This is a genomic window from Tsukamurella sputi, assembly GCF_007858445.1.
Classification (GTDB): Bacteria; Actinomycetota; Actinomycetes; order Mycobacteriales; family Mycobacteriaceae; genus Tsukamurella; species Tsukamurella sputi.
Genome location: NZ_VIGV01000002.1, coordinates 198568 through 224758, shown reverse-complemented (window position 1 = coordinate 224758; position 26191 = coordinate 198568). Strand labels below are relative to the sequence as shown.

At 68.2% G+C, this 26191-nt stretch carries 19 protein-coding genes; 10 read left to right on the top strand and 9 right to left on the bottom strand.

Going from position 1 to position 26191, the window contains the following annotated elements; all coding sequences use genetic code 11:
• Positions 1 to 8: 8 nt before the first annotated feature.
• Together FK268_RS06295 and FK268_RS06290 are read right to left on the bottom strand one after the other, a co-directional pair.
• Positions 9 to 602: a class F sortase gene (locus FK268_RS06295; protein WP_146432323.1), complete on the bottom strand. Its 594-nt coding sequence runs from the start codon at positions 600 to 602 to the stop codon at positions 9 to 11.
• On the bottom strand, positions 602 to 1510 hold the full coding sequence (locus FK268_RS06290; protein WP_146432321.1) for a prealbumin-like fold domain-containing protein: 909 nt from the start codon (positions 1508 to 1510) through the stop codon (positions 602 to 604). The genes FK268_RS06295 and FK268_RS06290 overlap by 1 nt, the downstream gene beginning before the upstream one ends.
• On the opposite strand from FK268_RS06290, the gene FK268_RS06285 reads away from it, so the two are divergent.
• Complete coding sequence (locus tag FK268_RS06285) at positions 1503 to 1838, top strand: hypothetical protein (RefSeq protein ID WP_146432319.1); 336 nt, start codon at positions 1503 to 1505, stop codon at positions 1836 to 1838. The genes FK268_RS06290 and FK268_RS06285 overlap by 8 nt on opposite strands.
• A 67-nt stretch (positions 1839 to 1905) precedes the next feature.
• Here the strand turns inward: FK268_RS06285 and FK268_RS06280 are convergent, their stop codons facing one another.
• From FK268_RS06280 to FK268_RS25305, 7 genes are all read right to left on the bottom strand, one after another.
• Positions 1906 to 3144 carry a glycosyltransferase gene (locus tag FK268_RS06280; RefSeq protein WP_231706957.1) on the bottom strand — a complete coding sequence of 413 codons (1239 nt, stop codon included), beginning with the start codon at positions 3142 to 3144 and terminating at the stop codon, positions 1906 to 1908.
• Complete coding sequence (locus FK268_RS06275; RefSeq protein ID WP_146432315.1) at positions 3144 to 3767, bottom strand: TetR/AcrR family transcriptional regulator; 624 nt, start codon at positions 3765 to 3767, stop codon at positions 3144 to 3146. The genes FK268_RS06280 and FK268_RS06275 overlap by 1 nt, the downstream gene beginning before the upstream one ends.
• 32 nt (positions 3768 to 3799) lie before the next feature.
• Positions 3800 to 4570, bottom strand: a complete 771-nt coding sequence (locus FK268_RS06270) for a PIG-L deacetylase family protein (RefSeq protein ID WP_146432313.1) — start codon at positions 4568 to 4570, stop codon at positions 3800 to 3802.
• Positions 4571 to 4598: 28 nt separating this feature from the next.
• Positions 4599 to 7967 carry an ATP-binding protein gene (locus tag FK268_RS06265; RefSeq protein ID WP_231706956.1) on the bottom strand — a complete coding sequence of 1123 codons (3369 nt, stop codon included), beginning with the start codon at positions 7965 to 7967 and terminating at the stop codon, positions 4599 to 4601.
• 2 nt (positions 7968 to 7969) lie between these two features.
• Positions 7970 to 8761 (bottom strand): DUF4194 domain-containing protein, encoded by a 792-nt coding sequence (locus tag FK268_RS06260; protein WP_146432310.1) that lies wholly within the window; start codon positions 8759 to 8761, stop codon positions 7970 to 7972.
• The gene (locus FK268_RS06255; protein WP_146432307.1) at positions 8761 to 10266 is read right to left on the bottom strand and encodes a DUF3375 domain-containing protein; all 1506 of its coding nucleotides are present in this window, start codon (positions 10264 to 10266) and stop codon (positions 8761 to 8763) included. The genes FK268_RS06260 and FK268_RS06255 overlap by 1 nt, the downstream gene beginning before the upstream one ends.
• A 170-nt stretch (positions 10267 to 10436) precedes the next feature.
• Positions 10437 to 10652, bottom strand: a complete 216-nt coding sequence (locus FK268_RS25305) for a helix-turn-helix domain-containing protein (protein ID WP_368732150.1) — start codon at positions 10650 to 10652, stop codon at positions 10437 to 10439.
• A 134-nt stretch (positions 10653 to 10786) separates the two neighbouring features.
• Between FK268_RS25305 and FK268_RS06245 the strand changes: the two genes are divergently transcribed.
• The 9 genes from FK268_RS06245 to FK268_RS06205 all read left to right on the top strand — a co-directional run bounded on the left by FK268_RS06245 (position 10787) and on the right by FK268_RS06205 (position 26189).
• Positions 10787 to 11422 (top strand): DUF1819 family protein, encoded by a 636-nt coding sequence (locus FK268_RS06245; protein ID WP_158636062.1) that lies wholly within the window; start codon positions 10787 to 10789, stop codon positions 11420 to 11422.
• Complete coding sequence (locus FK268_RS06240; RefSeq protein ID WP_146432304.1) at positions 11415 to 12035, top strand: DUF1788 domain-containing protein; 621 nt, start codon at positions 11415 to 11417, stop codon at positions 12033 to 12035. Before FK268_RS06245 ends, FK268_RS06240 begins: the two co-directional genes overlap by 8 nt.
• On the top strand, positions 12032 to 15574 hold the full coding sequence (gene brxC, locus FK268_RS06235) for a BREX system P-loop protein BrxC (protein ID WP_158636061.1): 3543 nt from the start codon (positions 12032 to 12034) through the stop codon (positions 15572 to 15574). The genes FK268_RS06240 and brxC overlap by 4 nt, the downstream gene beginning before the upstream one ends.
• Complete coding sequence (pglX, locus tag FK268_RS06230; protein ID WP_146432301.1) at positions 15574 to 19107, top strand: BREX-1 system adenine-specific DNA-methyltransferase PglX; 3534 nt, start codon at positions 15574 to 15576, stop codon at positions 19105 to 19107. Before brxC ends, pglX begins: the two co-directional genes overlap by 1 nt.
• Positions 19104 to 21641 (top strand): BREX-1 system phosphatase PglZ type A, encoded by a 2538-nt coding sequence (gene pglZ / locus FK268_RS06225; RefSeq protein WP_158636060.1) that lies wholly within the window; start codon positions 19104 to 19106, stop codon positions 21639 to 21641. Before pglX ends, pglZ begins: the two co-directional genes overlap by 4 nt.
• The gene (brxL, locus tag FK268_RS06220; protein WP_146432297.1) at positions 21628 to 23793 is read left to right on the top strand and encodes a BREX system Lon protease-like protein BrxL; all 2166 of its coding nucleotides are present in this window, start codon (positions 21628 to 21630) and stop codon (positions 23791 to 23793) included. Before pglZ ends, brxL begins: the two co-directional genes overlap by 14 nt.
• 188 nt (positions 23794 to 23981) lie before the next feature.
• Positions 23982 to 24488 carry a DUF4333 domain-containing protein gene (locus FK268_RS06215; protein WP_146432295.1) on the top strand — a complete coding sequence of 169 codons (507 nt, stop codon included), beginning with the start codon at positions 23982 to 23984 and terminating at the stop codon, positions 24486 to 24488.
• 73 nt (positions 24489 to 24561) lie between these two features.
• Complete coding sequence (locus tag FK268_RS06210; protein WP_146432293.1) at positions 24562 to 25596, top strand: glycerophosphodiester phosphodiesterase family protein; 1035 nt, start codon at positions 24562 to 24564, stop codon at positions 25594 to 25596.
• A 65-nt stretch (positions 25597 to 25661) separates the two neighbouring features.
• Complete coding sequence (locus FK268_RS06205) at positions 25662 to 26189, top strand: DUF4333 domain-containing protein (RefSeq protein ID WP_146432291.1); 528 nt, start codon at positions 25662 to 25664, stop codon at positions 26187 to 26189.
• Positions 26190 to 26191: the final 2 nt, after the last annotated feature.

The window sequence follows — 26191 nt, the reverse complement described above, 5'->3', positions numbered from 1 at the left end:
CCCGGCGGTCAGGCGCGCTCGGCGTACACGAGATCGTTGTTCTCGTAGCCCAGCGGCGGCCCGACGAACCTCCCGCCACAGGTCACGAGGATCAGCGTCTCGGGCCCGTCGAGCCGGTTCAGGTCGTCGGTCGGGAGCACGCCCTTGTTCACCGACGCGGTCCGCGTCACGCGGTACGCGATCGACGCGCCATCCTTGCCGGTGAGGGTGATCCTCGCGCCCCGGGCGAGACCGGCGAAGCGCTTGGCGTAGCCCGCGCCCTGCCGGGCGTCATCCACATGGCCGGTCACGACCACGGAACCCGCGCCCGATCCGGGGACCGCCGAGTCCACCCACCAGCCGAGCCGGTTCACGTCCGTGGGTGGGAACAGCGCCCCTTGGGAGTCGGTCGCGACCGCGTCGATCGGCGCCCCGGCCCCGTCGACGGTGACCGCGATGGGCGTCGTCGGTTCGGTCGCCGTCGCGCTGACCGGGGGCCGCAGGTCGCTCTGGGCGCTCGGGTTCGACGACGGTGCCGCCGCCGTTCCCTCGATCGTGTTGTTGCAGCCCGCGAGGGCGAGCACCGCGGCGCCGGCGATCAGAATCCGTGCGGCCCGGTGCATCACGAGATCCGTCCGGACGGGATCGAGGCGATCGGGATCCGGGCCTCGGGGTTGCGGACCACGGGGCCGGCGCCGATCTTCGAGTTCGTCACGCGGACCTGGAACTGCGGAGTCAGGTGGACCTCGAAGGCGACGGCGGCGGCGTCGCGGATGTAGCCGGCCGGCGCCGCGGTCTCGATCGCCCGGTAGCAGCCCGACGGGAGCGAGAAGGAGGCGACGCCGTTCTCCCCGGTGGTCACCGCGCGGACGGCCTCGTCGGCACCGCAGCGCGAGATCACGAACGACGCCCCGGCGAGCGGCGCCCCGGTGATCCGGTCGGTCTTGACCAGCGTGCCGTTCGTCTCCACCTCGCCGGGCGGGATGTTCACTCCGCAGCGGAACCGGAAGGCGAGCCGGTTGACGGCGTTGCCCTCGACGCGGGCGTAGGCGTTCGGGCCGAGCAGGACGCAGGAGGCCGGCCAGGCCGTCGGGACCACGCTGACGCAGCTGCGCGGGAAGTTCCCGCCGCCGTTGCCCCCACTGTCGGTGCGGGCGCCGCCCAGCGGACGCCAGGTGTCGCACTCGGCGACCGCGTACTCGGACGGCACTCCGCGTCCGTCCTGGTCGCGGGCGGTGAGCGCGAACCGGACGTTCTTGTTCGGCGGCGTGGTCGTGGTCGGTGGCACGATGCCGCCGCGCTCCAGCACGAAGCGGAACTCCGCCCGACCGGAGTCCGTGGTGATCGTCTGCGCGGAGGGGGAGATCAGCCGCCAGTTCGTCGGGACGTGGTCCATCGTCGCGCGGATACAGGGGCCGGTGACGGTGGTGGCGCCTCCGTCGGCGAGATCCGCGCCCGGCCCGCCGGAGCATCCCTGCACGAACGCGGTCGCGCCGGGGACGCCTGCGCCGTGCGCGTCGACGATGCGCACCGCGCCCACGGTCAGCCGGTTCGGTGGACGTGTCGTGGTCGTGGTCGTCGTCGTGGGCAGTGTCGCCGTCGGGAGCGTGATCGTCGGCGACGGCGTCGCCGCGGGGGCGCTCGGCGGGGTCGGTGCCGTGGACGTGGTCGGGGCGGCTGTGCCCGTCGGCGCGGCGGGTGTCGTGGTGGTGGGCGCCGCAGGTGCCGACGGCGTGGCCGGCTCGGCCGCGGCGACCGCGGGAAGCAGTCCCAGCATCGGGATGACCGCCGCCGGCACCAGTAGCGCGCGACGGATCCGGCTGTTCCCTGTCGTCTTCCGCATCGTGTCCTCCTCGTGATCCCCCAGTGGCAGGTGCATGTCGACATGGGTGAGATCGGGACGGCGGGCGGAATCCGTTAGCCCTGTTACGAGATCGTTATTGCGCGCTCCACTGCGGAGACCACCGCGCCGGCACCGTCCTCGGTGGCGATCGCGCTGCTCAGGGCGCCGGCCGCGGCTCGGTAGGAGGGCTCGTCCACCGCGGCACGTATCGCCTGTGTGAGTGTGGAAACCGTGACCTTCGTCCGGGTGACCGGCGCCGTCGCGGCGCCGAGCGCGTGCAGCCGCCGCGCCCAGAAGAGCTGGTCGCCGCCGGGCGAGGGGAGCGGCACCGTCGGGACCCCGGCTCGCAGCGCAGCGCCGGACGTGCCCGCGCCGCAGGAGTGGACGAGAGCGGCGGCGCGGGGGAGGAGATGCTCGTGCGGGACCGCGCCGATGTTCAGAACACCATCGCGCTCCGCGGCTCGCAGGCCCGCGCCGCCGGACTGGACGATGCCGCGCACTCCCGCCTGCTGGAGGGCCTCGTCGACGATCGCGGACAGGCGATCCCGCTCGGTCGCCGCGACCATCAGCGAGCCGAGCCCGATGACGACGGGCGGCGGACCGTCGGCGAGGAAGGCCTCGAGGTCGGGCGGTGCCTGCCAGTCCGGGGGCGTGGGGGACCACCAGTAGCCGACGACGTCCATCCCCCGGCGCCAGTCCGCGGGACGCGGCAGCACGCTGGGTGAGTATCCGTGCAGGATGCGCCAGCCGTCTTCCGCCCGGTCCCGACGCAGGCCCCGCGCCGATCGCTTCGGTAGGCCGAGGTCGCGGCGCAGGTCCGCGATCACGCCCCCGTACATCCGGTCGACGGTGCGCTCGGCGAGCCGACCGGCGGCCCGGTTGATCGTGCGGCCGGCCGACCACGCTCCGATCAGGCTGGGCGGGTGGTCGCCCGTGGCGGAGATCGGCTGGAACCGCAGACCGAGACTCGGGATGCCGCGCGCCTCGGCGAAGGCGTGCATCGCGGGTTCCGCGAAGGGCATCATGAGCACGACGTCGGCGGGCACATCGTCGACCGCGCCCAGGAGGGTGCCGCTGAGCTGCCGGATCCCGGTGGGTTTGATCAATGTCAGGGCGTCCGTGAGCGACGGTTCGCCGTCGGAGTCACCGAGGTCGAACGGGATCGAGCGGGAGTCGAGGCCGAGCTCGGCGACCTCGGGCGCCAGCTCGTCGTTGGCGGTGAGCGTCACCGTGTGGCCGGCGGCCTGCAGGCGCAGACCGATGTCGGCCAGGGGCAGCGTATCGCCCCGGGAACCGTACGTGGCGATGAGGACGTGAGCCATCACATCTCCTGTTCGGGGCGGGTGGAGCGCTCGAAGGTGTCGACGAGGTCGTCCGCGTAGGCGCCGAGGTCGAACGAGGGGTCCGCGAGCACGGCGAGCATCGCCGACCCCACTGCGCCGCGGATCGCCGTCGCCATCGACGCGACGGCGAACGAGCGGAACTCGCCGGAGTCGACCCCCTCGCGAAGGATCACGTCGAGTTCGACCCGGGCACGGGCCCCGTCGTGCGCCGCGTCGACGGTGACGTCCTGCAGGCGTCCGCCGTCCTTGGTGCGGAATCCGCCGGCGATCTCCATGAGCGCGATCTGGTGGTTGCGGTGGGTCGACATGTACCGCAGGTGGGTGCGGATGTGCGCTTCGAGCTTCGCCGCAGCGGTGGGTGCGGCCTCGACCGCGGGTGTCATCTCCTGCAGCAACGCGGAGTAGCACTCGTGTACCACTGCCGCGATGAGGCTGTCCTTGTCACCGAAGTGGTACAGCACCACGCTCATCGCCACCCCTGCGCGGTCCGCGATCTTGCGGACGGACGCCTGGCCGTAGCCGAGTTCCGCGATCGTGTCGATGGCGCACTGCGCGATCTGCGCGCGGCGGGCCTGCTCGGTGAAAGTCTCCGTAGATCGCATGATCTAATCGTAGATCAACTGATCTACGATTGTCAGAGGAGACGATCCGCCCCCGGCGCGCCGGACTCGTTGAAGTACTCGGTGCGCACCAGAGGGGAGACGAGCCAGGGCGGGAGGGACCGCAGGAGACGCATCAGGCGGGCGGCGCGACCGGGGCCGTTGATCTCGGACCGGTGCGCGCCCAGCGCGCGCTGTTTGGTGCCGACGAATCGCCGCACGTCGATGCGATGGGTGATCTCCGCGGCCGGGGTGAACCAGGTCTGCGCGGCGGCGAGGTCGTGATCGCGGGTCAGGCGCAGGCGGGTGGTCACGCCCAGGATCCGGACCGCGATCTCGCGCGGCACCGTCGCCTCGACGAGCCGGACACCGGTCAGCTCCGCTGCGCGTCGCGCGATGTGGTGGACCGCGACATGGTCCCGGTGTCCGTAGCCGCCCGCTGGGTCGTAGCCGATGAGCAGGTCCGCCCCGACCTCGCGGACGATTGTCGCCAGGCGCTCCGCGGGCTCGTCGACGCCGGCCCGGACCAGGCGCATTCTTCCCGGCGGGTCCGGGTACAACTCGGCGCCGTGGCCGCTGTCCGCGTAGCCCAGCCATCGCACTTCCGCCGCGCCGAGCGCCGAGGCCGCGGCGTCGAGTTCGCGGAGGCGCTGCCGCGGATCGGGTTCGTCGTCGCCCCGCATCATCCCGTCGGTGGCCACCACCAGCACCACGCGATGCCCGGCGGACGCCAGCGTGGCCAGGGTGCCGCCCATGAAGATCGACTCGTCGTCCGGGTGGGCGTTCAGCGCGACGACGGTGGACATGGCCTCTGTATAGCAGGGTCCGGGCGCGTCAGCGCGTCGGAGCCAGCTCGCCGAAGGTCGCGTACCGGGCGTCGGAGCGGGCACCGTCGGGTGTGACCTGCTTGTCGACGAGGATGACCTGCCCGATGAACGGCTCGACGATACCGACCATGCGGATCGGGGCGGCGATGATCAGCTGGAAGCCGAACTGCTCGAAGGCCCGCAGCGACTGCGCGGAGAAGCGCTCGTCGGACTTGCTGAAGGCCTCGTCCAGCATGAGGGGCGCGAACGCGGGCTCGTTGGAGCCGTCGATGCCGTGCGAGCCGAGTGCGAAGCTCAGCGCCGCCGCGAGGCAGAACGCGACCAGTTTCTCCTGCTCGCCGCCCGAGTTCGTCGCGGTGTTGCGGTACGTGACCACCGCGGGCGCGTCGGGTTCGGCGCCGACGGCGTTCTCCCGGCCGTAGAACGAGTAGCCGGTCCGCACGTCGAGGACGTTCTCCGTCCACCGGCGCGACTCGGGATCGTCGCCGGTGAGCCGCAGCACCAGCCCGCGGATCCGCTTGAACTGCGCCGCCATCGCGGCGGGCTCGGCCCGCTTGGCGGCGGGGGCGTCGCGGACCATCTCGTCGACCAGCTTGGCGAACTCGGTCGCCTCGGGCGTCGGGCGGGCGGCGTAGGCGATCTGCAGGTAGGTGCCCTCGTTGAACTCGACCCGGCGCAGGCCCGCATTGACGTCGGCGATGCCGCGGGTGATGGCCCGGTGGGTGTCGTCGACCTCCTTGAACAGGTTCGACACGGAGTGGCTGACGTCGGTGGTGATGAGCCGGCGGAACTTCTCCGTGGCCGCCGCGAGCCCGTGCGCGACGAGGTTCTCGTGCACGGCCACGAAGTCGGGCGCGGAGGCGACGTCGGCGGAGAGCTCGGTCGAGGCGTCCGGCCACTCGCGCAGGAACTGCTCCGCGGTGCGGACGATGCGCGCCTCGGCGGCATCGCGCTCCGCGGTGGCCGCAGCCTGCTGGCGCTCCAGCTCGGCCCGCAGGTCGGCGCGGACCTCGCCGAAGGTGTCCAGCGTGAGCCGGCGCGGCTTGGCCTCGTCGGCCGTGAGCAGATGCCACAGCGCCGTGGCGAGGAAGTCCTCGTCGGGCTCGCTGAGCTTCGGCGCGCTCTCGGCCTCGATCTTCTCGAACTCGGCGAGGAGGTCGTCGAACTCCGTCCCGGCGCGGTTCATCGTCTCGGTCAGCGCGCCGATGCGGGTCTGCGCCTCCGCCAGCTCGCCGTACGCGTTGTCGGCCTGCAGTTCGAGTTCGCCGAGATCGGCGTTGCCGGAGCGGGCATCGGAGATCCGGTCCGCCAACTCCTCGGCCTCGGCCTTCGCGGCCCAGTGGTCCAGCTCGGCCCACGACGTATAGCCGAGGACGCCGGCGGCGCTGTCGGCGACGGCCTTGTGCTCGGCGAGATCGTCGCGGAGGGTCGCCGATGCCTCGGCGGCCTTCGCGTGGACCGCGGCGAGTTCGTCGCGGCGCCGCTGCAGCGCCTCGCGCTTGGAACCGGTGTTGGTGCCCAGCACCCATTGCGAGCGGTCGGCGACGGCGCGGCGGTCGTCCTTGCGGAACCGTCCGCCCGCGCCCTTGACCAGGCCCTCCGGGGTGACGGCCTGCTCGTGCCGCTCCAGCTCGGCGGGGGACTCGACGCACGTGTGCCGCGCGGCCCGCGCGACCGCGCCGGCCAGCCACCGTCCGGCCTCGGTCGACTCGTCGACCGTCAGCTTGGCGGCCAGGGAGCCCGGATCCGGGCGGGTGGGGTCGGCACCGTCGACCACCTGGTACGTGAGCACGCCCTGGACGCGCGTGGCGTTGACGTGGTCGGCGACGGCGCGCTGATGCTTCGCGGGCACCAGCAGCGTGGTGGCGAGTGGGCGCAGCACGCGCTCGGCCGCCCCGGCCCACGTCGCCTGTTCCTCGGGCCGCACGTCGATCAGTTCCGCGGCGTAGGGCAGCTCCTCGGCGGCAACGCCGGTGGCGCGGGCGATCGCGTCGCGCTGGTCCAGCAGCGCGGGCGGCAGGAGGGAGGCGCGGCGGTCCAGTACCGAGAGCTCGTCGTCCACGGCCTCGACGGCGCGACGCGCGTCCGACTCGTCGGTGTACGCGGAGTGCACGCGCCCGGCGAGCGCCTCGGCGGCCTCGGTGGCGCGGTCCCGGATGCCCGGGACCTGCTCGCGGAGCGCGGCGAACTCCTCGGCCGACTCCGGCGCGCGCTCGCCCAGCTTCTCCACGGCGGCGGCGAAGCGTTCGTAGGCGCGCTGCCGAGCCTGGGTCTGCAGTTCACGGGACTGCAGCTCGGCCTCGAGGACGCCGACCTCGCCCTGCTCTTGGCGCAGCCGGTGCAGCAGGTCGTTGTAGCGCTGCTTGCGCTCCTCGGCCCGGTCCTCCCAGCGGGCGATCTGCGCGTCCATGCCGGCCCGCTCACCCTCGATCCGGTCCATCTGTTCCTGCAGGAGCCGCAGTTTGTGTCCGCGCAGATAGGAGCGCATGGGCGCGCCGAGCAGGTCCGCCGCGCGCGTCGTCCCGACGGTGGCCGACCGGTAGCGCTCATAGGCCTCGGGCATCGGCCGCAGCACCTTCTCCTGCGCCTCCGCGCGGGCAGCGGCGCGGTAGGCCTCGTCGAGCTGGGTGAAGTTCTCCACCAGTCGCTCGGCGCGGGCGTAGGTCTGCGGCCGGTCGAGCATGTACGTGCGGATGAAGGCGTCGAGGTCGCCGACGTTCTTCATCGCCTTGGCCTTGCCGAGCAGGGCGAGGGCGGCGCTCGAGGTGCCGATGCCGACCCGGCGGCGCAGCGCGTCCTGGTAAGCGGCCTGGGTGTCGAAGGATTCGACGCCGGCGTGCCGGGAACGCCAGCCGCGGGTGTCGAAGCCCGCGGTGGCCCAGTCCTGCAGGTCCAGCAGGTCGAAGGGGCCGGAGTGCAGCTGGTACCAGGATTTGAGGGAGGCGCCGTCGGTCCCGCTGCCCGGGAACCACTTCACGGCGACGGCCGTGGTGACGTTGCCCGCGCCGTTGTCGTAGGTCGCGGCGACCGCCGACCACGTGGCCGAATCCCCGCGCAGGTACTGGACCTTGGACTGCTGGTGCTCGTCGTCGTTGACCGACCACGCGCCGCGCACGTAGTCCGCCATCGAGCGGGCGGCGCGCTTCGCGCCCTTGGCCGTCATATCGGCCGAGGCGTTGAAGGACTGGTCGTAGGTGGGCAGGAGCACCACGGAGTGCGCGTCCATCAGCGAGGACTTGCCGGAACCCGAAGGGCCGGTGAGGATCACGCCCCGTTCGTCGATCGGGAAGTCCTTGTAGCCGTCGAACGTGCCCCAGTTGACCACCTGCAGGCGGGTCAGGCGGTACTGGCCCATATGGTTTCGGGTGCTGCGCACTGTCACTGCGGCTCCTGCGTCTCGTTCTCGGGTTCGACGGTTCGGTCCTCGCCGTCGTCGCCGTCCTCGACCGGCGCTGCGGCCTCTCCGAGGTCCTGATCGGTGCTGGCGAGGTCACGGTAGGCGGCGGTGTACAGGTCCACCTGCTCGGGCGTGAGCAGCGAGGCGATCACCGAGTGGACGGCGTAGCGGTCACTGGTGCCGACCCGCCGGATCAGGCGTCGCGTCTCCAGCTGGTTGATCGCGGCGTCGGCTTTCTTCACGAACCCGGCCTCGTCGGTGTCGCGCGCGGGCCGGAAGGTCAGGAGGTGCTCGATCATCTCCTGCCGCTCCACGACCGCCGTCTCGTCCGGGCTGGACAGGTGCTTGAGGCGCAGGAACAGAGCCAGCACCGACGCGGCGAGCGAGAGGCTCTGCGCGCGCAGCAGGTTCCGCTGCCGCGGGTCGTTCTCGCTGACTTGCCGGGTGAAGGCGTGCTTGGTCTCGCGGTTGATCTCCAACAGCAGGTTCAGCTCGGAGAGGCGGCTGCGCAGCAGCGTCTCCTCGGCCTCGATCACCGCCCAGTTCTTCGATCGCGCGGAGACGTGGGGCGCCGCGATGAGCTCCTGCAGCGCGTAGCAGACCGAGTTCGGCAGCGCGGACGTGTCGCCGTCGAAACGCGGCGCGGTGTCGGCGCCGCGCAGGGACTTCACGGCCTCGTCGTCGGCGATGCTGAAGTCGGCGAGGTCGATCTCGGGGAGGACCTCGTCGGCGGGCACGTCCAGTGTCTCGACGTCCGGGGATTCGTCCGACATCAGGCCTCCTCGAACAGGGTGGTGGGCTCGGGCGCGGCCGAGGCGGGGGTCAGGGGCGGGAGCGCTGCCGCGAAGGCGACGTGGGGCACCGTCATCTCGCGGGGCCCGCGCGCCGTGTGCGCGACGACCGTCACGAGACGGTCCTCGTCGACGGTGCCGTACCGCGCGCCGAGCGACCAGACGCCGACCACGTCGCCGGCGCGGGGCGCGTCGATCGTGGCGAGGATCTCGGCGATGTCGGCACCGTCGGACGTGCGGACCGCCTCGTTGATGGATGCGGCGAGGGAGTCCCAGTCGATGGCCTCGCGGCCCACGAGCCGGGCGGGGTCGATGGTGAACTCGCCGGAGGTCTCGCGGACCTCGGGCGGCAGGGTGACGATGCCGTCGTGGAACCGGAGGGCTCCGACGGAGTTGGTGTCGACCGGGGTCATGGGGACGGCCAGGCCGGTGTCGCGGCTCGCGGAGACGGCGTCGAAGGCGTCGACGGCCGCGCGCTGCGCCTCGGTGATGCGGGCGCGCAGCGACTGGTACTGCAGGAAGTCGCCGTCCTTGACGAAGGTGTTGATGCGCCGATAGACCTGGCCGCGGATCTCGTCGACGCGCTGGACCTGCATCCACATGCGGTCGAGGAAGCCGGTGAGGGAATCGCGGAGATCGTCGGGCAGCTCCACCTCGTGCACGACGGAGGCGACCGAGGTCTCCAGCTGGCGGCGCAGGCGGTGGTCGGAGAGCAGGGTGTAGAACGCGTCGAAGGCCTTGCCCTCGGGGGTGTTCGCGAGCTCGTCGTGGCCGTCGAAGAGGCGCTGCAGGGTCTTGGCGTACGCCTCGGCCTCGGTGGAGTCGGATGCTTCGAGGCCGTGGGTGAGGAGCGCGCGGGTGTGCTCGCGCAGCTTCTCGCCGTAGCCCAGGATGTCCGCAGGCATCCGCTCGGCGAGGGAGCTGACGATCTTGAGGTCGTCGACCACCTTGTCCCTGTCGTACTCGGGGATGAGGCCCTGGCGCAGCGCCTCGCGCCGCCGGGTGAGCTCGGCGATCTGCTCGTCGAGGGCGCGCAGGTGGTCGTCGGGGTCGTCGCTGACGGTGACGGCGACCGCCGAGAGCCGAGCAGTGATGAGTTCGAGCGCGGTCTCGGTGGCGACGTTCCGGTCCAGCGAGACCGCCTGCACCTGGCCGAGCGCCGTCGTGGCGCCGCGCGTGAGCTGGATGACCTCGCGATCGTCCTCGTCCAGCGTGCGCGAGACGTACCCCGCCTTCACCCAGCTGTCCAGCACGTCCGGGCCGGCGGGGACGGGGCGGGCGCGGTCGGTGAAGTGCTGCGCGAGGGACTGCAGGTCGACGGTGAGCGCGTCCCCCAGCTCCTCCGCGTCGACGGGGCCCGTGCCCAGTCGCGCGGCCATGAGGGCGAGGTAGGCGACGGCGTTGGGGGAGCGGAGCAGCTTGAGCGCCACATCGTTGTCGGCGTTGTCCGTGAACGCGGCGTACAGCTGCGCAGCCGTCTGCGCCATCGTGCACCTCCCGTTCGATCGCTCGTCAGCGACGGTCCAGTGTATCGGGGAGTGCGCGGTGATTCGCGGGACCCGACTACGCCGCGGTTGTACGAGGCCGACGGCGCCGTCGTGGCGCTATGAAACCGTGACCCTCAGTGACGAATCGGACACGGATTCCGTGACCCCGCCTATGTCCCGAGCCGACGGATGAGGTCGGAGAGTTCCACGTCGAGTGCATTGCTCAGCGCAACGAGGGTGGAGAACCTGGGGTTCGCCGGCGTCCGCTTGCTTCGATCGGACAGGCCGCTCTCGAGGAGCTGCAGATGATTCGTGCTGATCCCGATATCCGCGGCGAGGGCTTCTTGGCTCAGTCCCCGTTCAGTGCGTAGCTTGCCGATCTCGATTCCCAGCCGCTACGACAGAGCGGTCTCGATCGGCGATTCGGGCACGCACCAAGGCTCCGAGTGGGAACCTGTCGGAGCCACCATGTATACATGGGGAAAAGTCTGAATCGGGTCGCAGCTGGGGGTGCAGGTCAGTGGCTGGGGTGCCTTACCGCCTGTCCTTCACGACCGGCGGACTGCTGGTCAACGAGTCCGCCGCGGTGGCGGGACTGTTGCTTTCCGAGGGCGATGCGTCCCGCGCATGGTCCGTCGCGGTGGACCGGAACGTTGTGCAGCAGCGTGTCCGCCGATCGACGGTGCGGCTGACGAGCGAAGCCGTGCAGCGGCTCGCTGTGCTGCCGCGGGCCGGGTTGAGAATCGTCGCCGATGGCCCCGGTGCGCAATCCCGGATCCTGCTGTGGATCGCGGCGTGTGCGCGGTACCGGCTACTGCGGGACTTCGGCCGGGAGGTACTCCGGGACCGTTTGCTCACGGAGCGCCCGTTGATCGAGCCCGATGACTTCGAGACCTTTTGGGACGTGCAGTCCGCGTGGGTGGATGCCCTCCGGGATGCGGCACCGTCGACCCGGGTGAAGCTCCGCCAAACCACCTTCCGGATGGTGCGCGACGCCGGATTCGTGGAGGGGGATGGCCGCGTTGTCGCGGCGGCCCTGGCTCCGGACTCGGCGCAGGTGATCTCCGCGCTGGACCCGTCGCTGGTCCTGAGTCTTCCGCTCCACGAAGGGCAGCTCGCCGGGATCGGAGCCGAGATGGGGGTACGCCGTGACTGAGCCGGACCACGAAAAGCTCTCGCCGGCCGAGAGGTTCGATCGCGCCTTCGACGTGATGCGTTCCGACGACTTCCTGCAGATGCGTGGGCAACTGGGTGAGGTTCCGTACTTCATTCTCGGGCATCCTCCGGCGGACGAACCCGAGGTGGGCGCCCAGGTCAGGCGACTGGTGAGTCGACTGCGCGCGGACGGCATCGAGGTCTGCGAGGTGGACCTGTGGGCGCTCGCACGGGAGTTGTGGGACGAGACCGGCCAGTGGGAGCAGATGCTCGAGCTGGAGTCCTCGCTGCCCAAGGAGTCGTTCGCCGACGTGGGGAATCCGATCGCCCCGCAGCAGTACCTGTCACCGCGGATCACGTCCGTCGTGCAGGTACAGGAACCTCGCCCGCAGCTGGTGATTCTGACCCACGTCGGCCGGCTGTACCCGCTCGTGCGCGCGCACGCCATTCTCAACACGCTCCAGCCGCTGCTGTCCGACCTGCCCGTGGTGCTCGTGTTTCCGGGGGAGTACCGGCAATCACCCACGCAGGGAGCATCACTCGTGCTGTTCGGCCAACTCCTCGACGACGACTACTACCGCGCATTCGATCTGCTGAAACTGGGGAACCCGTGACGAATCTGGAACAGATCCTGGCGAAGGACATCGACCGCCCGCTCGACGGGGTCGTCAAGGCGTCGAGTTCGGGGCGGCTGCGCGACGAGGTCCGCGAGTACGTGATCACCGCCGAGGTCGCTGACCATATGCGGGATCTCTTGGAGGCGTATACCTTTCCAGGGGAGCCGCCGTCGAACGGGGTGTGGATCGCCGGGTTCTTCGGCTCGGGCAAGTCGCATCTGCTGAAGATGCTCGCGTACCTGCTCGGCGACGTGCCGGGGGCGGACGTGTCGCGTTCGGACGTCGTCGCGGATTTCGAGGCGAAACTGCCGGCGGAGGACGCGATCCTGCGCGGCGCTCTGGGGCGCGCGGCGGCAATGCCCGCCACCTCGTTGCTGTTCAACATCGACGAGAAGGTCGACAAGAACAACAAGGATCAGCCGGGTGCGCTGCTCGACGTGTTCGTGCAGGTCTTCTACGACGCGGCCGGGTACTTCGGGAAGAGCCCCTACATTGCGCGATTCGAGCGCGATCTGGCTGCGCAGGGCGTTCTCGATCAGTTCAAGAACGCATTCGAGCGGCACTACGGCAAGCCCTGGGAGCAGGGTCGCGAGCTCGCCGTCTTCGCCGATCCCGCAGCGGAGAAGGCGTACTCGGAGGTGACCGGTCAGTCGATCGCCGCGCCGCTCGCCACCTACCGGCAGACGCACAGTGCCACGTCGATCGAGGCGTTCACCGAGGAGGTGGCGCAGTGGCTCGACGCGCAACCGGCGGGGCACCGTCTGGCCTTCTTCGTGGATGAGATCGGGCAGTTCATCGGCCAGAACACCCAGCTCATGCTGAGCCTGCAGACGATCACGGAATCGCTCCACTCGCGATGCCGAGGCCGGGCATGGGTGCTCGTGACCTCCCAGGAGGTGCTCGAGTCGATCCTCGGTGACCGGACCAAGGAGCAGCAGCAGGACTTCTCGAAGATCCAGGCGCGCTTCGCCATTGCGCTCAAGTTGGACTCCCGCAATGTCAAGGACGTGGTCTCGCGGCGACTTCTGGAGAAGACGCCGGACGGCGTGGATCTGCTGTCGGGGATCTACGCGAACAGGCACGAGCGGTTCCGTTCGCTGTTCGCGCTGCAGAACCAGCGCCCGCTCAGCAGCTACGCGAACGAGACCGACTTCGTGAGCACCTATCCGTTCGTGGATTACCAGTTCGAGCTCTTCCACGACGCGATGCGCGGCCTGTCGGACTTCAACGCGTTCACGGGGCGGCACTCGTCGGTCGGAGAGCGCTCGCTGCTCGGGGTCACCAAAGACATCGGTTCATCGATGCAGCCGGCCGAGGTCGGTGCGCTCGCGACGTTCGACATGTTCTTCGACGGCATCGAGAAGTCCCTCAACTCGGACATCAAGCAGAACGTGATCAGCGCCTCGCGCAACATCACCGGGCCCGATCGCGAGCTGCAGCTGCGGTTGCTCAAGGCGCTCCTCATGACCAAGTACGTGGACTGGTTCGAGGCCACATCGCAGGCGTTGTCGGTGCTGTTGACCCCCGAGATCGACGCGAACATCGCGGCGCTGCACACCGACGTCGAGCGTGCACTCAAGGAGCTCGAGCGCGCCACTTACGTGCAGCGCTCCGGCAATGCGTACGCCTACCTGACCAACGAGGAACAGGACGTCGAGAAGGCGATCAAGAATCACGCCCGCAACGATGCGGACGTCAAGAAGCTGCTCAACGACGAGATCGTGGCGGCCACGGGCGTCGGTGGAAAGATCCGGCACGACGCGACGGGTGTGGATCTCGGTCTCGAGCGATGGCTCGACGACGAGCGGCAGGGCCGCACCGAGCCGTTGAGCGTCCGGTTCATCACCCCGTACGGTTTCCGCACCGTCGACGATGTCAAGCAGCAGTCGATCGGCGCGACCGGCGCGTTGTACGTGGTCCTCGACCTCACGGACCGCACCAGGGACGACATCGAGCTGTTCGTACGGACCGCCAGTTACGTGCAGCTGCAGATGAAGTCGACGTTGCCGGAGTCGCGCCAGCGGATCCTGGCCTCTCACGGCCGCGCGAACATCGAGCGTGGACGCGCCGTCCGTGCTGAGGTCGCGCGCGCCGTCGCGAACGCCGACCTTGTGCACAACGGAACGATCGTCCAGGTGGGCGGCGGCACGGCGAAGGACCGGGTGAACGCCGGACTGCAGGTGGCGATCGAATCGCTGTACCTGCGGATCAACGAGTCCCGCGCCGCGGCGGGACTGACGGACGGCGACGTCGGCCGCATCTTGCGAGACGAGAACATGCTCGAGCTGGACGTGTCCTCGACGCTCGATGAGCTGGCGCGCACCGTGATCAACGAGGTGCAGTACGCCAAGACCCGTCAAGTGGACGCGACCGTCGGCCACCTCGTGGAACACTTCGCGAAACCACCGTTCGGATGGTCCATGTCGACGGTGCTCGCCGTCATCGCACACGCAGTGGTCACCGGGCGAGTGCGGCTGCGCCTCGACTCGCGGGTCCTCGTGCGCACGGAGATCGCCGGCGAGCTGACCAACCGGCACAAGCACCGCCAGATCCACGTGGACGAGGTCCGCGCGCACGACCCGTCCAAGGTGCGGAAGCTGCAGCGGTTCCTCGAGGAATTCACCGACGAGGGCCAGGTCTTCCCCAACACGGACGATCTGATCGAAAAGGTGCGATCCGAGTTGGCCGCGACGGCCGACGAGGTGGAGCGGTGGGAGCGGGAGCCGTACCCCTTCACTGCGCAGGTCCAGGCGGCGAGTGCGCGGCTGCGAGCGCTGGTGGGTGGGCGGGCTGCCGACTGGTATCTCGGTGAGTTCCTCGACGACACGGAGGATCTGCTGGACCTCAAGGAGGACGTGCTCGATCCGATCCGTGGATTCCTCAACGGCCAGCAACCCGCCGTGATCGCTGCGGCGAAACGATTCCTGCAGGACCGCGATGCCGAGTTGCACGACGCCGATGCCGGTGACGTCGCCCAATTGCGGGCCGATCTCGCCGACCCCGCCTTCCTGCGTGGCGAGGTCGTGCCGCGGATCAAGCGGGTTCACGAGCGTCTTCAGGCCTATGTCGATGGTGCGGTGACGAAGGACCGCGATGCACTCGCCACGACGATCGACGAGCGTATCGCCGCATTGCGGTCGACCCAGGAGTACCTGGACGCGAGCCCAGCGGCGCGGGAGCAAGCGGTGACCGCATTGCAGACCATGCGCAACGCCGTGGCCACGCACTCCACTCGCGGCGCGGTGGCACTCGCGCGGCACTCCTTCGACGCGGCGTACACCGATGCCATCAAGGGACTCATGGCGGGGCCAGCAGAAGTGGACGAGCCCGATCCGGGCGGTCCAGGAGGAGGTAGGACCGATGGAGGCGGCGGCAACCCCCCGAAGCCCGAGCCCGAGACCGTGAAGATGTCGGAGATCGATGTGCGTGGTGCGCAGGCGACGCTGCGTACCGCTGCTGATGTCGATCGCTACCTCGAACGGGTGGGTGCTGCTCTGCGCGCGGCGGTCGAGGCCGGGAAGACGGTGATCCTGTAGTGGATTCGTCGAAGCTCGAGAAGTTCGCCACGGCGGCCCGCGTCACCCTCCTCGATCAGATGGCGGGCCTTGTCACGCAGGCCCTGAACGATCCGAAGATCGCCGCGGAGTATCCGAATGACGTCGCCGCCCTGAGGTCCGCGGTCGCCGAGCACGGCGAGATTTGGGTCGCGGACACCGCCGCCCACACCTGGTTCAACCGCCTCACGGCGGCGCGGTTCATGGACGTGCGCGGTTTCTCCGGTCTGTATCGAGTGGTATCGCCAGCGGAAGGTTCCGCGTCGAACTTGCCCGAGATCCTTCTCAAGGCGCAGTCTGGGGAGTTCGGTGACGAGATCTCCGAGCGCACGAGATCCGAGGTATCCGCGCTGCTCAGTGGGCGGCGCACGTCGGCGAATCCCGAGCTCGAGGCGTACGCGCTGCTGCTCCGCGCGATGTTCGTGGCCTGGTACCCCGCGATGCCGGAGGTGTTCACCGGGCCGGCCGACTGGATCCGCCTGCTGGTACCCGCCGACCTGCTCGCGCCTACCTCCGTTCGGGAGCGCGCCGTCGCCGTCATGGACGACGATGCCTGCGCGACCGTCGAGGTGGTCGGCTGGCTCTATCAGTTCTACAACTCCGATCTGAAGGACGAGATCAACAAGGCGAAGGTGCCGATCGACGCCGCGGAGCTCCCCGCCGTCACCCAACTGTTCACACCGCACTGGATCGTCCGGTACCTGGTGGAGAACTCGCTCGGACGCCTGTGGTTGCGATCCCGGCCCGCCAGCGGCCTTCGCGAACACATGCCGTACTTCGTGGAACCCATCGACGGGCAGGCGGACACGGGGGTCACGGTGGAATCGCCCGAGGAAATCCGGCTGGTCGACCCTGCGTGCGGTTCCGGCCACATGCTCACCTACGCGTTCGACCTGCTCTTCCACATCTACGAGGAAGCGGGATACGCGCGAACCGAGATCCCCCAGAAGATCCTCACGCACAACCTGCGCGGACTCGAAATCGATTCGCGTGCCGCGCAGCTCGCCTCGTTCGCGCTGGCCATGAAGGCGCGGGAGAAGGACCGCAGGTTCCTCACCCGCAACGTCGACGGTGACCCCGTCCGCCCTGACATCGTCCGGATCGAACCGCTGGTCTTCGACGGTGACGATGTGGAGCTCCTGGCGCAGGGCCTCGATCGCGAGGATCGCGCTGCTCTCGAGGGGCTCCTGCAGTCGTTCGTACACGCCGATACGTTCGGGTCACTGATCCGCGTCGACCCGGTGGGCATGGCCGTCCTCCGCCGGATCCTGATCGATGCCGAGCAGTCGGAGGGCGGCGACACCACCGTCGAGGCGCGTCGAGAGGTGATCACCCGGGCACGCCGCCTGTACCGCCAGGCCGATGCGCTCGAGGACGATCAGTATCACGTCGTCGTCGCCAACCCGCCGTATCTGGGCAGCGGCAATATGGGCGGGCAGCTCAGCGACTTCGCGAAGGCGCGGTTCCCCGAGACCAAGTCCGACCTCTACGCGATGTTCATCGAGCGGAACGCGGAGCTCGCCCGCCCGGCCGGCTCTGTCGCGATGGTGACCATGCAATCGTGGATGTTCCTGACGTCGTATCGCAAGTTCCGCGCGCGGCTCCCCGAGTGGGGACACCTCGCCACGATGGCGCACCTCGGTGCGAGAGGGTTCGACTCGATCGGCGGCGAAGTCGTCCAGACTGCGGCGTATGTCATCGACGTTGCGTCGAGCCCCGGCAGTCGAGGCGCTTTCTTCCGGCTTGTCGAGGGCCGAAACGAGTCTGAGAAGGACACCATGCTTCTCAAGGCGGTTACTGATGAAGAGGCGCATAACCGCTACGAGGCGTCGATAGCCGACTTCTGTCACGTCCCCGAGTCGCCCGTCGTGTATTGGATTTCGAAGGCCATGGCTCACACCTTCAATGTAGGGACACCGCTGCGTGAAGTTGCCACACCGTCGGTAGGGCTTCAGACAGGCGACAATGAACGATTCCTTCGGATGTGGTTTGAGGTTTCAGCAGGCCGCACCGGATTCAGGATGGCGAGCCGGGAAGAATCGAGAGCTTCTCGGAAGCGTTGGTTTCCCCATAACAAGGGGGGCTCGTTTCGTAAATGGTGGGGAAATCGAGAGTATGTGATCAACTGGGAAGATGATGGACGAGAACTATGGCGATTTCGCCCCCGCTCGGTGATTCGTAATCCAGACTACTATTTCGATAGAATGGTCACGTGGTCTCGTATCAGTAGCGTTTCGGCGTTTCGATTCGACGAGAGTTCGATTCCGAACGACAAGGCGCCGTTCATCAGTAGCGACCAGGGGCATCTCGATGCAGTAATCGGGTTCCTGAACTCGACGACGGCAGATGTTCTTGCCCGAGCGCTGGCGCCAGGGTTCGGAATGGAAGTCGGCATCGTCGCGTCATTGCCAATTCTGCCGATTGACCGAACCTTAGTCGCGGGCGTGACAAACGAACTGGTCGTATTGTTTCGTGATGACTGGAACTCGAGCGAAATCTCGTGGGAGTTTCGGATGTTGCCAATTGTCGGACTGGGGAATGGGGGTCTTGTCGAATCCGCAGAATCCCTTTGGGGAGACGCGGTGGATGTCACCCTGCGATCACGCGAACTGGAGCAGAGGAACAACAGGTATTTCGCCGAACTCTACGGGCTACAAGACGAAGTGCCGACCGACGTGGCGCTCGATCGCGTCTCCTTGACTCGCAATCCCTACTTCAGGTATGCGCCGAACAAGGGGGCGCCTCGGAGCGAGGAAGAGTACCGCACGCTGTTCGATCAGGACCTCGCGCGGGAACTGCTGTCGTATGCGGTCGGCTGCATCATGGGGCGCTACAGCCTGGACAAGCCAGGGCTGATCCTGGCCGACGCGGGTTTCACGATCGCGGACTTCGACGCGAAGGTACCGAACGCGCAATTCCGGCCGGACGAAGACGGGATCATCCCGATCACGGGGGCCGCGTACTTCCTGGACGACATCGTTTCGCGGGTCCACGAATTCCTTGGAGTCGCGTTCGGCGAGGAGAACATCACCGCGAACGTGAGCTGGATCGAGCACGCCCTCGGCTCCGGCAAGCGCAAGGACCTTCGGCAGTACTTCCTCAAGGACTTCTACGCCGACCATCTCAAAATGTACTCGAACCGGCCGATCTACTGGCAGGCATCGTCGCACAAGCAGACCGAGAAGGGTTTCAACGCGCTGATCTACCTCCACCGGTACACGCCGGCCACACTCGGAATCCTCCGCGAGAACTACGCCAACGACATGCTCGACAAGCAGGAGGCCCGCCTGACCACGATCGAGCACGCCCTCGACACCGCGGACAAGGCCGAGGCGACAAGGTTACGCAAGGAGCAGGCCACACTGACGGAGATGCGGCGGGACCTGCAGGACTGGGTGACCACCACGTTGTTTCCACTCTCCACCGCGGAGATCGAGCTCGACCTCGACGACGGCGTCAAGCAGAACTACCCCAAGCTCGGAGCGGTCCTGAAGTATGTCAGGGGCCTGTCGTGACGGCGGCACCGTCGAACCGGATAGCCGAGCTGTTGGCCGAACGGTACGCCAGCAGCCCCGTCGTCACCTGGAACGACGTGCCGGGGGAGTACGCGACGAGCCTCGACGAGGTCGTCGGTGCCCTCGGCGACGGGACCTACGACGTGATCGTGCATCGAGTCGAGGGAAACGAACTGGGGATCAAGACGCGGGTGTACGCCGACCTGGACGACCCGGCACGGAACGCGAGGCGCCGTCACCTCGTGTACCGCACGGGGGAGCGCCCCGCACGGCCGGACAACTGGCTCCTCGATCTGGAGGCCGGCTACGGCCTCTTCACGGCCGACTCGGCGGCGATCCTGGTCCACGAGCTGGGGCTCACCGACCGCGGCATCGACCACATCGTGGAGCGGCACTCGGCAGCGTTCGCTGTGCAGGGCAGGGCCGCCGCGATCCGTGAACGTCTGGCCGAGGTTGATCCAGCACTTGCGCCGGAGAAGCTTGCCGAGACCGTGCTGGCGTTCCTCTCGGCGGAGGTCCTCGGGCTGGACGGGAAGGACAGCCATCGTCTGCAGGAGATCGTCACGGCGTTGTTCGAGGACTACTCCGTCAACGATGACACGGGGTACCAGGCACTGGCGGACGCGGACCTGACCGACTTCCTGTGGAGCGGCTGCGCCCACATCTACGGTTACCGAACGGATTCGCCGAGCGTAGCCGGCCTGGTGACCTGGCTGTTCGATCAGGCGTGGCAGCAATGGCCCGAAGCTCGGAACCCGGCGCGGATCGACTTCGAACGGCTGCGCGACGGCCGTCAGTACGACCGCCTGTTCGCCTACCTCGCGCGGACCGCTGAGCGTGACCTCAACATCGCCGACCGGCTGCGAGGCGCCGACCTTCCGCTGGACAAGCTGGCTGCAACGAACGTTTTCCCGGTCGTCGACGAGGCCGTCATCGGCCGGCTCGCGGCCGCCATCCACCGGCGCGAACTCTCGCCTGACGCTGTCCGCGAGATCCTCGCGAAGCGACGCACCACCACATGGTTCGTCGATCAGCAACATTCCTACGCCGCGCTCGAGGCGGCTGCGGAGTGCCTCACCCGGATCGAAGCCTTCCTCCCCGTCATGGCCGATGCCGCCGACGGTATCCGCAGCTACGCCTCCTCGTGGGCTCCCATCGACGGGGCGTACCGACGATTCCGGAACTACTTCGCGATCGCCGAGACCGAGCTGCCCACGGAGCTGGCGGACAGGGTCGAGAAGCAGTACCTGCTCAAGTACCAGCGTCCCCTCGCCGAGGCATGGCAGGGGCAGGTGGACGCGCTGACGTCGTGGTCCGTGCCCGGAATCGAGCCGCTGCGTGGATTCGCCGCGCACGACCTGCCGGCCAAGGCGAAGACCCTCGTGATCATCTCCGACGCATTCCGCTACGAGGTGGGACTCGAGCTCGCGCAGCGCGTGAACCGGGAGAGCGACTGGTTCGACGGCACCGTCGAGCCGCGGCTCGCACCCCTGCCGTCCCTGACGTTCGCAGGGATGGCGGCGATGGTGCCCCACAGCAAGCTCAGTCTGCACGGCGAGGCGGTCCGGGCCGACGGTGCCTCCACCTCCGGACTGCCCGCGCGGAACGCGCTCTGGGCCAAGTCGCACGCCACGGCGATCGAGTTCGACGAGGTGATGTCGATGAGCCCGGCGGATCGGAACGCGCTGTGGCAGAGCAACGATGCACTCGTGGTCTACCACGACACCATCGACAAAGCCGGTCACAAGGCCCCGCACCAGGTCCCCGACGCGTGTGAGAAGGCGATCGGCGACGCGCTGCGGATCATCAAGATGTTCGGCAGCGGGAGGATGCGAGCGAGTCGAGTGCTGGTCACCGCGGATCACGGGTTCCTCTATCAGCGTTCGGACCTCGAACCCACCGAGTACCTCAGCGAGACACCGCAGGGCGATGCGGTGGTGTTCGGGCGCCGGCACGTGATCGGCGAGGGCCTGAAGGAACAGTCGGCGTTCCGCACGTGGACATCGGAGGCGCTCGGCTACGACAGCGGCGATGAGGTCCAGATCCCTCGCGGACTGCACCGGTTGCGCAAACAAGGAGCGGGCTATCAGTACGTCCACGGCGGGGCGTCCCTGCAGGAGGTGGTCGTGCCGCTCGTGACGCTCACACGCGGGCGCAACGCCACCGTGAGCAAGGTGACGGTCGACGTCAATGTCAGCACCCCGACGATCACTACGAGCACGGTCATGGTCACTCTGCTGCAGCGGGATCCGGTGCAGGGAAAGACACGCGGGCGGGAACTCGTGATCGGTGCATACGGCCCTGACGGTGCGTTGCTGTCCGGACAGCGGACGGTCGAAGTGGCGAGCGAGGCACAGGACATCCGGGACCGGGGGCGCACCGTCGAACTCGTGCTGAACGAGGAGGCCGAACGGTACAACGGCCAGGTGATCACGATCCGTGCTGAGGAACGGATCAACGGCCAGACCACCCCGTACCAGAGCACCACCGCGACCCTGCAGCGCGGCTTCGGAGGATTCAATGACGCGTTCTGAGAGTGACTTCGATTCCGTGAACAGCGACCCGACCCTCGACGACCCCTCGACGGAAGTCGGTGCGGCCACGACTGATACGAGTGAGCTGGATGCGAAGGCGAACGCGCAGTTCCCCGGCTTCGTGGTCCGCAAGGACCTCGTCGGGCGGATCAAGGGCAACGCCGTGGTCCCGGGATACGTGCTCGAGTTCCTGCTCGCGCAGTACTGCGCAACCGACGACCCCGCCACGATCGAGGCCGGGATCGAATCGGTTCGCGACATCCTCGCAAAACACTACGTGCACCGCGGTGAGGCCGAGCTGATCAAGTCGACGATCCGGGATCGCGGGAAGCACCGGGTGATCGACAAGATCTCCGTCATCCTCGACGAGAAGCGGGACAAGCACACCGCGTCCTTCGGGAACCTCGGTCTGCGCGGCGTGCCCATCGACGACGGTACGGTCCGCAACAACCGGAAGCTGCTCACGGGTGGCGTCTGGTGCATGGTCGACGTCGAGTACCTGGGCGGCGAGGGGACCGAGGACCGGTGGATGATCGCCGCTCTGCGGCCCATTCAGCTGGGCCAGTTCGATGCCGCGCGATACATCTCCGCGCGCGAGTCCTTCAGCACCGACGAGTGGATCGATCTGCTGGTCAGCACTGTCGGGTTCGACCCGGCGAAGCTCTCGCCCCGTGCGAAGCTCCTGCAGCTGGTCCGCCTGGTGCCGTTCGTGGAACGCAACTACAACCTCGTGGAGCTCGGTCCGAAGGGGACCGGCAAGTCGCACGTGTACTCGGAGTTCTCTCCGCACGGGACACTGATCTCGGGCGGTGAGGTGACGGCTGCGAAGCTGTTCGTCAACAACGCCAGCAAGTCCATCGGCCTTGTCGGCTACTGGGACGTCGTGGCGTTCGACGAGTTCGCCGGCCAGAAGCGCGTGGACAAGACGCTGGTCGACATCATGAAGAACTACATGGCGAACAAGTCGTTCTCGCGCGGCACCGACACGCAGACCGCTGAGGCGTCGATGGTGTTCATCGGCAACACATCCCGCCCGGTGCCGACCATGCTGGCGCACTCGGACCTGTTCGAGGCGCTCCCCGAGTCGTATCACGACGCCGCCTACCTCGACCGGATCCACCACTACCTCCCGGGGTGGGAGGTGGAGATCATCCGGCGGGAGCTGTTCACCACCGGGTACGGCTTCGTGGTGGACTACCTGGCGGAGGCGCTCCGGCATCTGCGCGGCCTCGACTTCTCCGATCGCTATGCCGCGGATTTCACCCTGAGCGAGCAGATCTCGCAGCGCGATCGAGACGGTGTGCGCAAGACCTTCTCCGGACTGATGAAGCTGATTCACCCCGGCGGAAACGCCGGACCGGACGAGGTCGAGGCGCTGTTGCGGTTCGCCATCGAGGGACGCAAGCGCGTCAAGGACCAGATCCTGCGCATCGACTCGACGATGGACGCCGTGACCTTCGGGTACACCGACGCCGGCGGTACTTGGCACGACGTGGCCACCCGCGAGGAGCTCGACTACCCGCGTTTGTATCACCGCGATGGGGCGGTCGCAGAAGGCGATGACGAGGACTTGGGTGAGGCACCGTCGGGCAACACCGGCGGGAGCGTACCTCTCGGCGGGACCACGGTTGCCGCCGCCGACGGCCCGTACGTGGAGGAACTGTTCACCGGGGTCATCGACGTGCCCGACGATTCGATCGGGCATTCCTACGCGAATCTGCTTCTGCCCCACCTGGTCGGCGCGACGGATATCGAGATCATCGATCCGTACATCCGTGCGCCCTACCAGGTGCGCAACCTCTACGATCTCCTGCTCGAGGTCATCGGCGCGAAGGCCCCGGAGGACACAGTGTCCGTCAAGCTGGTCACGGCGGAGGAGAAGACGAGCGAGGACCGGAACAGGGCCCAGCTGATCGCGCTGCTGGAGATCAAGAATGCGGTGGCCGAGGGCGGCGTGGAGTTCGACGTCGAGTTCCGGCCGGGCATCCACGACCGCCAGATCACCACGGACTCCGGCTGGCGGATCATGCTCGGGCGTGGGCTAGACATCTTCCAGCCGTACAGCGGCTCCGGCAGGTTCGACCTCCGGCATCGCTTCCAGCAGTTCCGTCGAACGCGTGCGACCACCGTCACGTACATCAAAGTCGACTGACCCGTCGAGCCGGGCACGACACACCGACCCCTGCCCACCACCTCACGTTGGAGGACTTGGTCGGGCGCATGCGGACGCACCCGGGGATCCTGCGGTCCGCCGTGCACTGATCCCAGGATTCTGGGAGGCCGAAGTCCCCCGATCCGGGGGATACCGGTCGCACGCGGGCGTGGATAGCGTCGATCGGCATGAAGAGACTGGTTATCGGGGCGGCTGCAGTGTTGGTGGCGGGCTGTTCGTTCGACATCGGGGGAGCGAGCGTCGACTACGGCAAGCTCGAGGGCGCGATCACGACCAAGCTGAACACGGAGTACGGCAATCTCGGGCACAAGGTCGACTCGGTCAGCTGCGATCAGTCGAACAAGCGCCCCTCGGTCGGTTCGACGTTCACCTGCGACGTGAGGATCTCCGACGCGGTCGTTCCCGTCACCGTGACGGTGAAGGACAAGGATATGAACGTCGATTTCGTCACCGCCAAGAAGCTCTACAGTCTCTCCGCGCTGGGGCCGCAGCTCACGCCCCACGTGAGCGCGCAGCTCCCGGGCGCGACAGCGGTCGACTGCGGGACGGGCCTCAAGGCGGTGGCACCGAAGGAGAGCTTCACCTGCCGCGTAGCGAACAGCGACGGCACCGTGGACACCCTCACCTACACCGTCGGCGGGACCGCGGATGAGGACGGCTGGGAGGTCGCGTAACGACGAGGTGGGCGAGCCGCGACGTCACGCTGCGGACAGTCCGCGTTCACCGTCGCGGCCTAGCGTGCGAGCCATGGAACTGCGCCGCCTGTCGACCGTGTCCGTGTGTCTCGCGCTGCTGGTCGGAGCGGCCCCGGCGGGCGCAGCGCCGGCGGCGCAGCGCACCGTCGACCTGCAGGCGCACCGGGGAGGGCTCGGGCTGCAGACGGAATCCACCCTCGAGGGCTTCTCCGCGGCGATGCGACTCGGCGTCACGACGCTGGAGTTGGACACGCAGGTGACGAAGGACCGGAGGGTCGTGATCACACACGACCGCAAGGTGGATTCGCGCAAGTGCGTCGACACCGCGCCGGCGTCGCCCGGTGACCCGCAGTATCCGTACGTGGGCAAGTACATCCATGACCTGACCTACGCGCAGATCCGGACCATGAACTGCGGGTACGAGAAGGCCGCGGCGACACAGCGCGTCGTGAGGGGGGCCCGGATGCCCGAACTGCACGAGCTCTTCGAGCTCGTCCGGTCCCGGAAGTCCCCGGTACGGATGAACATCGAGACCAAGGTGGAGGCCGGCGCACCGTCGGAGACGGCGCCGCGCGGCGAGTTCGTGCGCACCGTCGCAGGGGAGATCGTGCGGTCCGGACTCGCCCGGCAGGTCACGATCCAGAGCTTCGACTGGACGGCTCTGCGGGAGATCGGACCGCTGTTGCCGGGCGTCGGGTTGATCGCGCTCACCAACGGCGAGCAGTTCCTACAGACCGGCAGGGCCGGGGCGTCGCCGTGGCTCGGGCTCGACGTGGACGACTACGCCGGGGACTGGGTGACCGCCGCGAAGCGCACCATCCCGGGCCTGACGGCCATCTCTCCGGTTCAGGGTGACCCGCAGGACGGCGGCGTCGGCGATGCCGGCTTCGTCCGGTTCACGACGCCCGAGCTGATCCGGCGCGCACACGGCCAGGGGTTGAAGGTCATCCCGTGGACGGTGAACGATCCCGCGACCATGCGTGTCCTGGTCCGCGACGGCGTCGACGGCGTGATCACCGACTATCCGGATCGTGCCCGGGCCGTCTTCCGTGAGCTCGGTACCGCCCTGCCCGATCCGTCCTGGTAGCGGTCGCCGTAGCGTCGCTGACAGGGGTGACGAACCGGGGGAAACGTCGGCTACAGTACGAATTCATGAAGATGAAGACTGCTGGAATCGCCGCGGGCGCCGCTCTGTTGCCGCTGATCGCGGGGTGCTCGATGTTCGGGACGAAGCTCGACTTCGACAAGCTGGAGACGCAGATCAAGGACAAGCTCGATTCGGAATACACGAAGGCCGGCGCCGCGTACAAGGTCGACTCCGTATCCTGCGACCGGTCGAACGCCAAGCCCGAGGTCGACGCGACCTTCACCTGCGACGCGAAGGTCAAGGAGGCGACCGTGCCCGTGAAGGTGACGGTCCGTGACAAGGACATGAACGTCGACTACGTCACCACCGCGAAGCTCTACGATCTGGCGACGACGGGGCCGAAGCTCGCGCCGGACGTCTCGGCGCGTGTCAACGACAAGGTCACCGTCGATTGCGGCACGGGCCTCAAGGCGCTCGAGCCCGGCAAGGACATCGCCTGCAAGGTGACCGACTCCAGTGGTGCCACAGGCGCCCTCACCTACAAGGTCGGGCCTATGGACGGCCAGGACAGTTGGGAGATCAAGCCCGACTGATG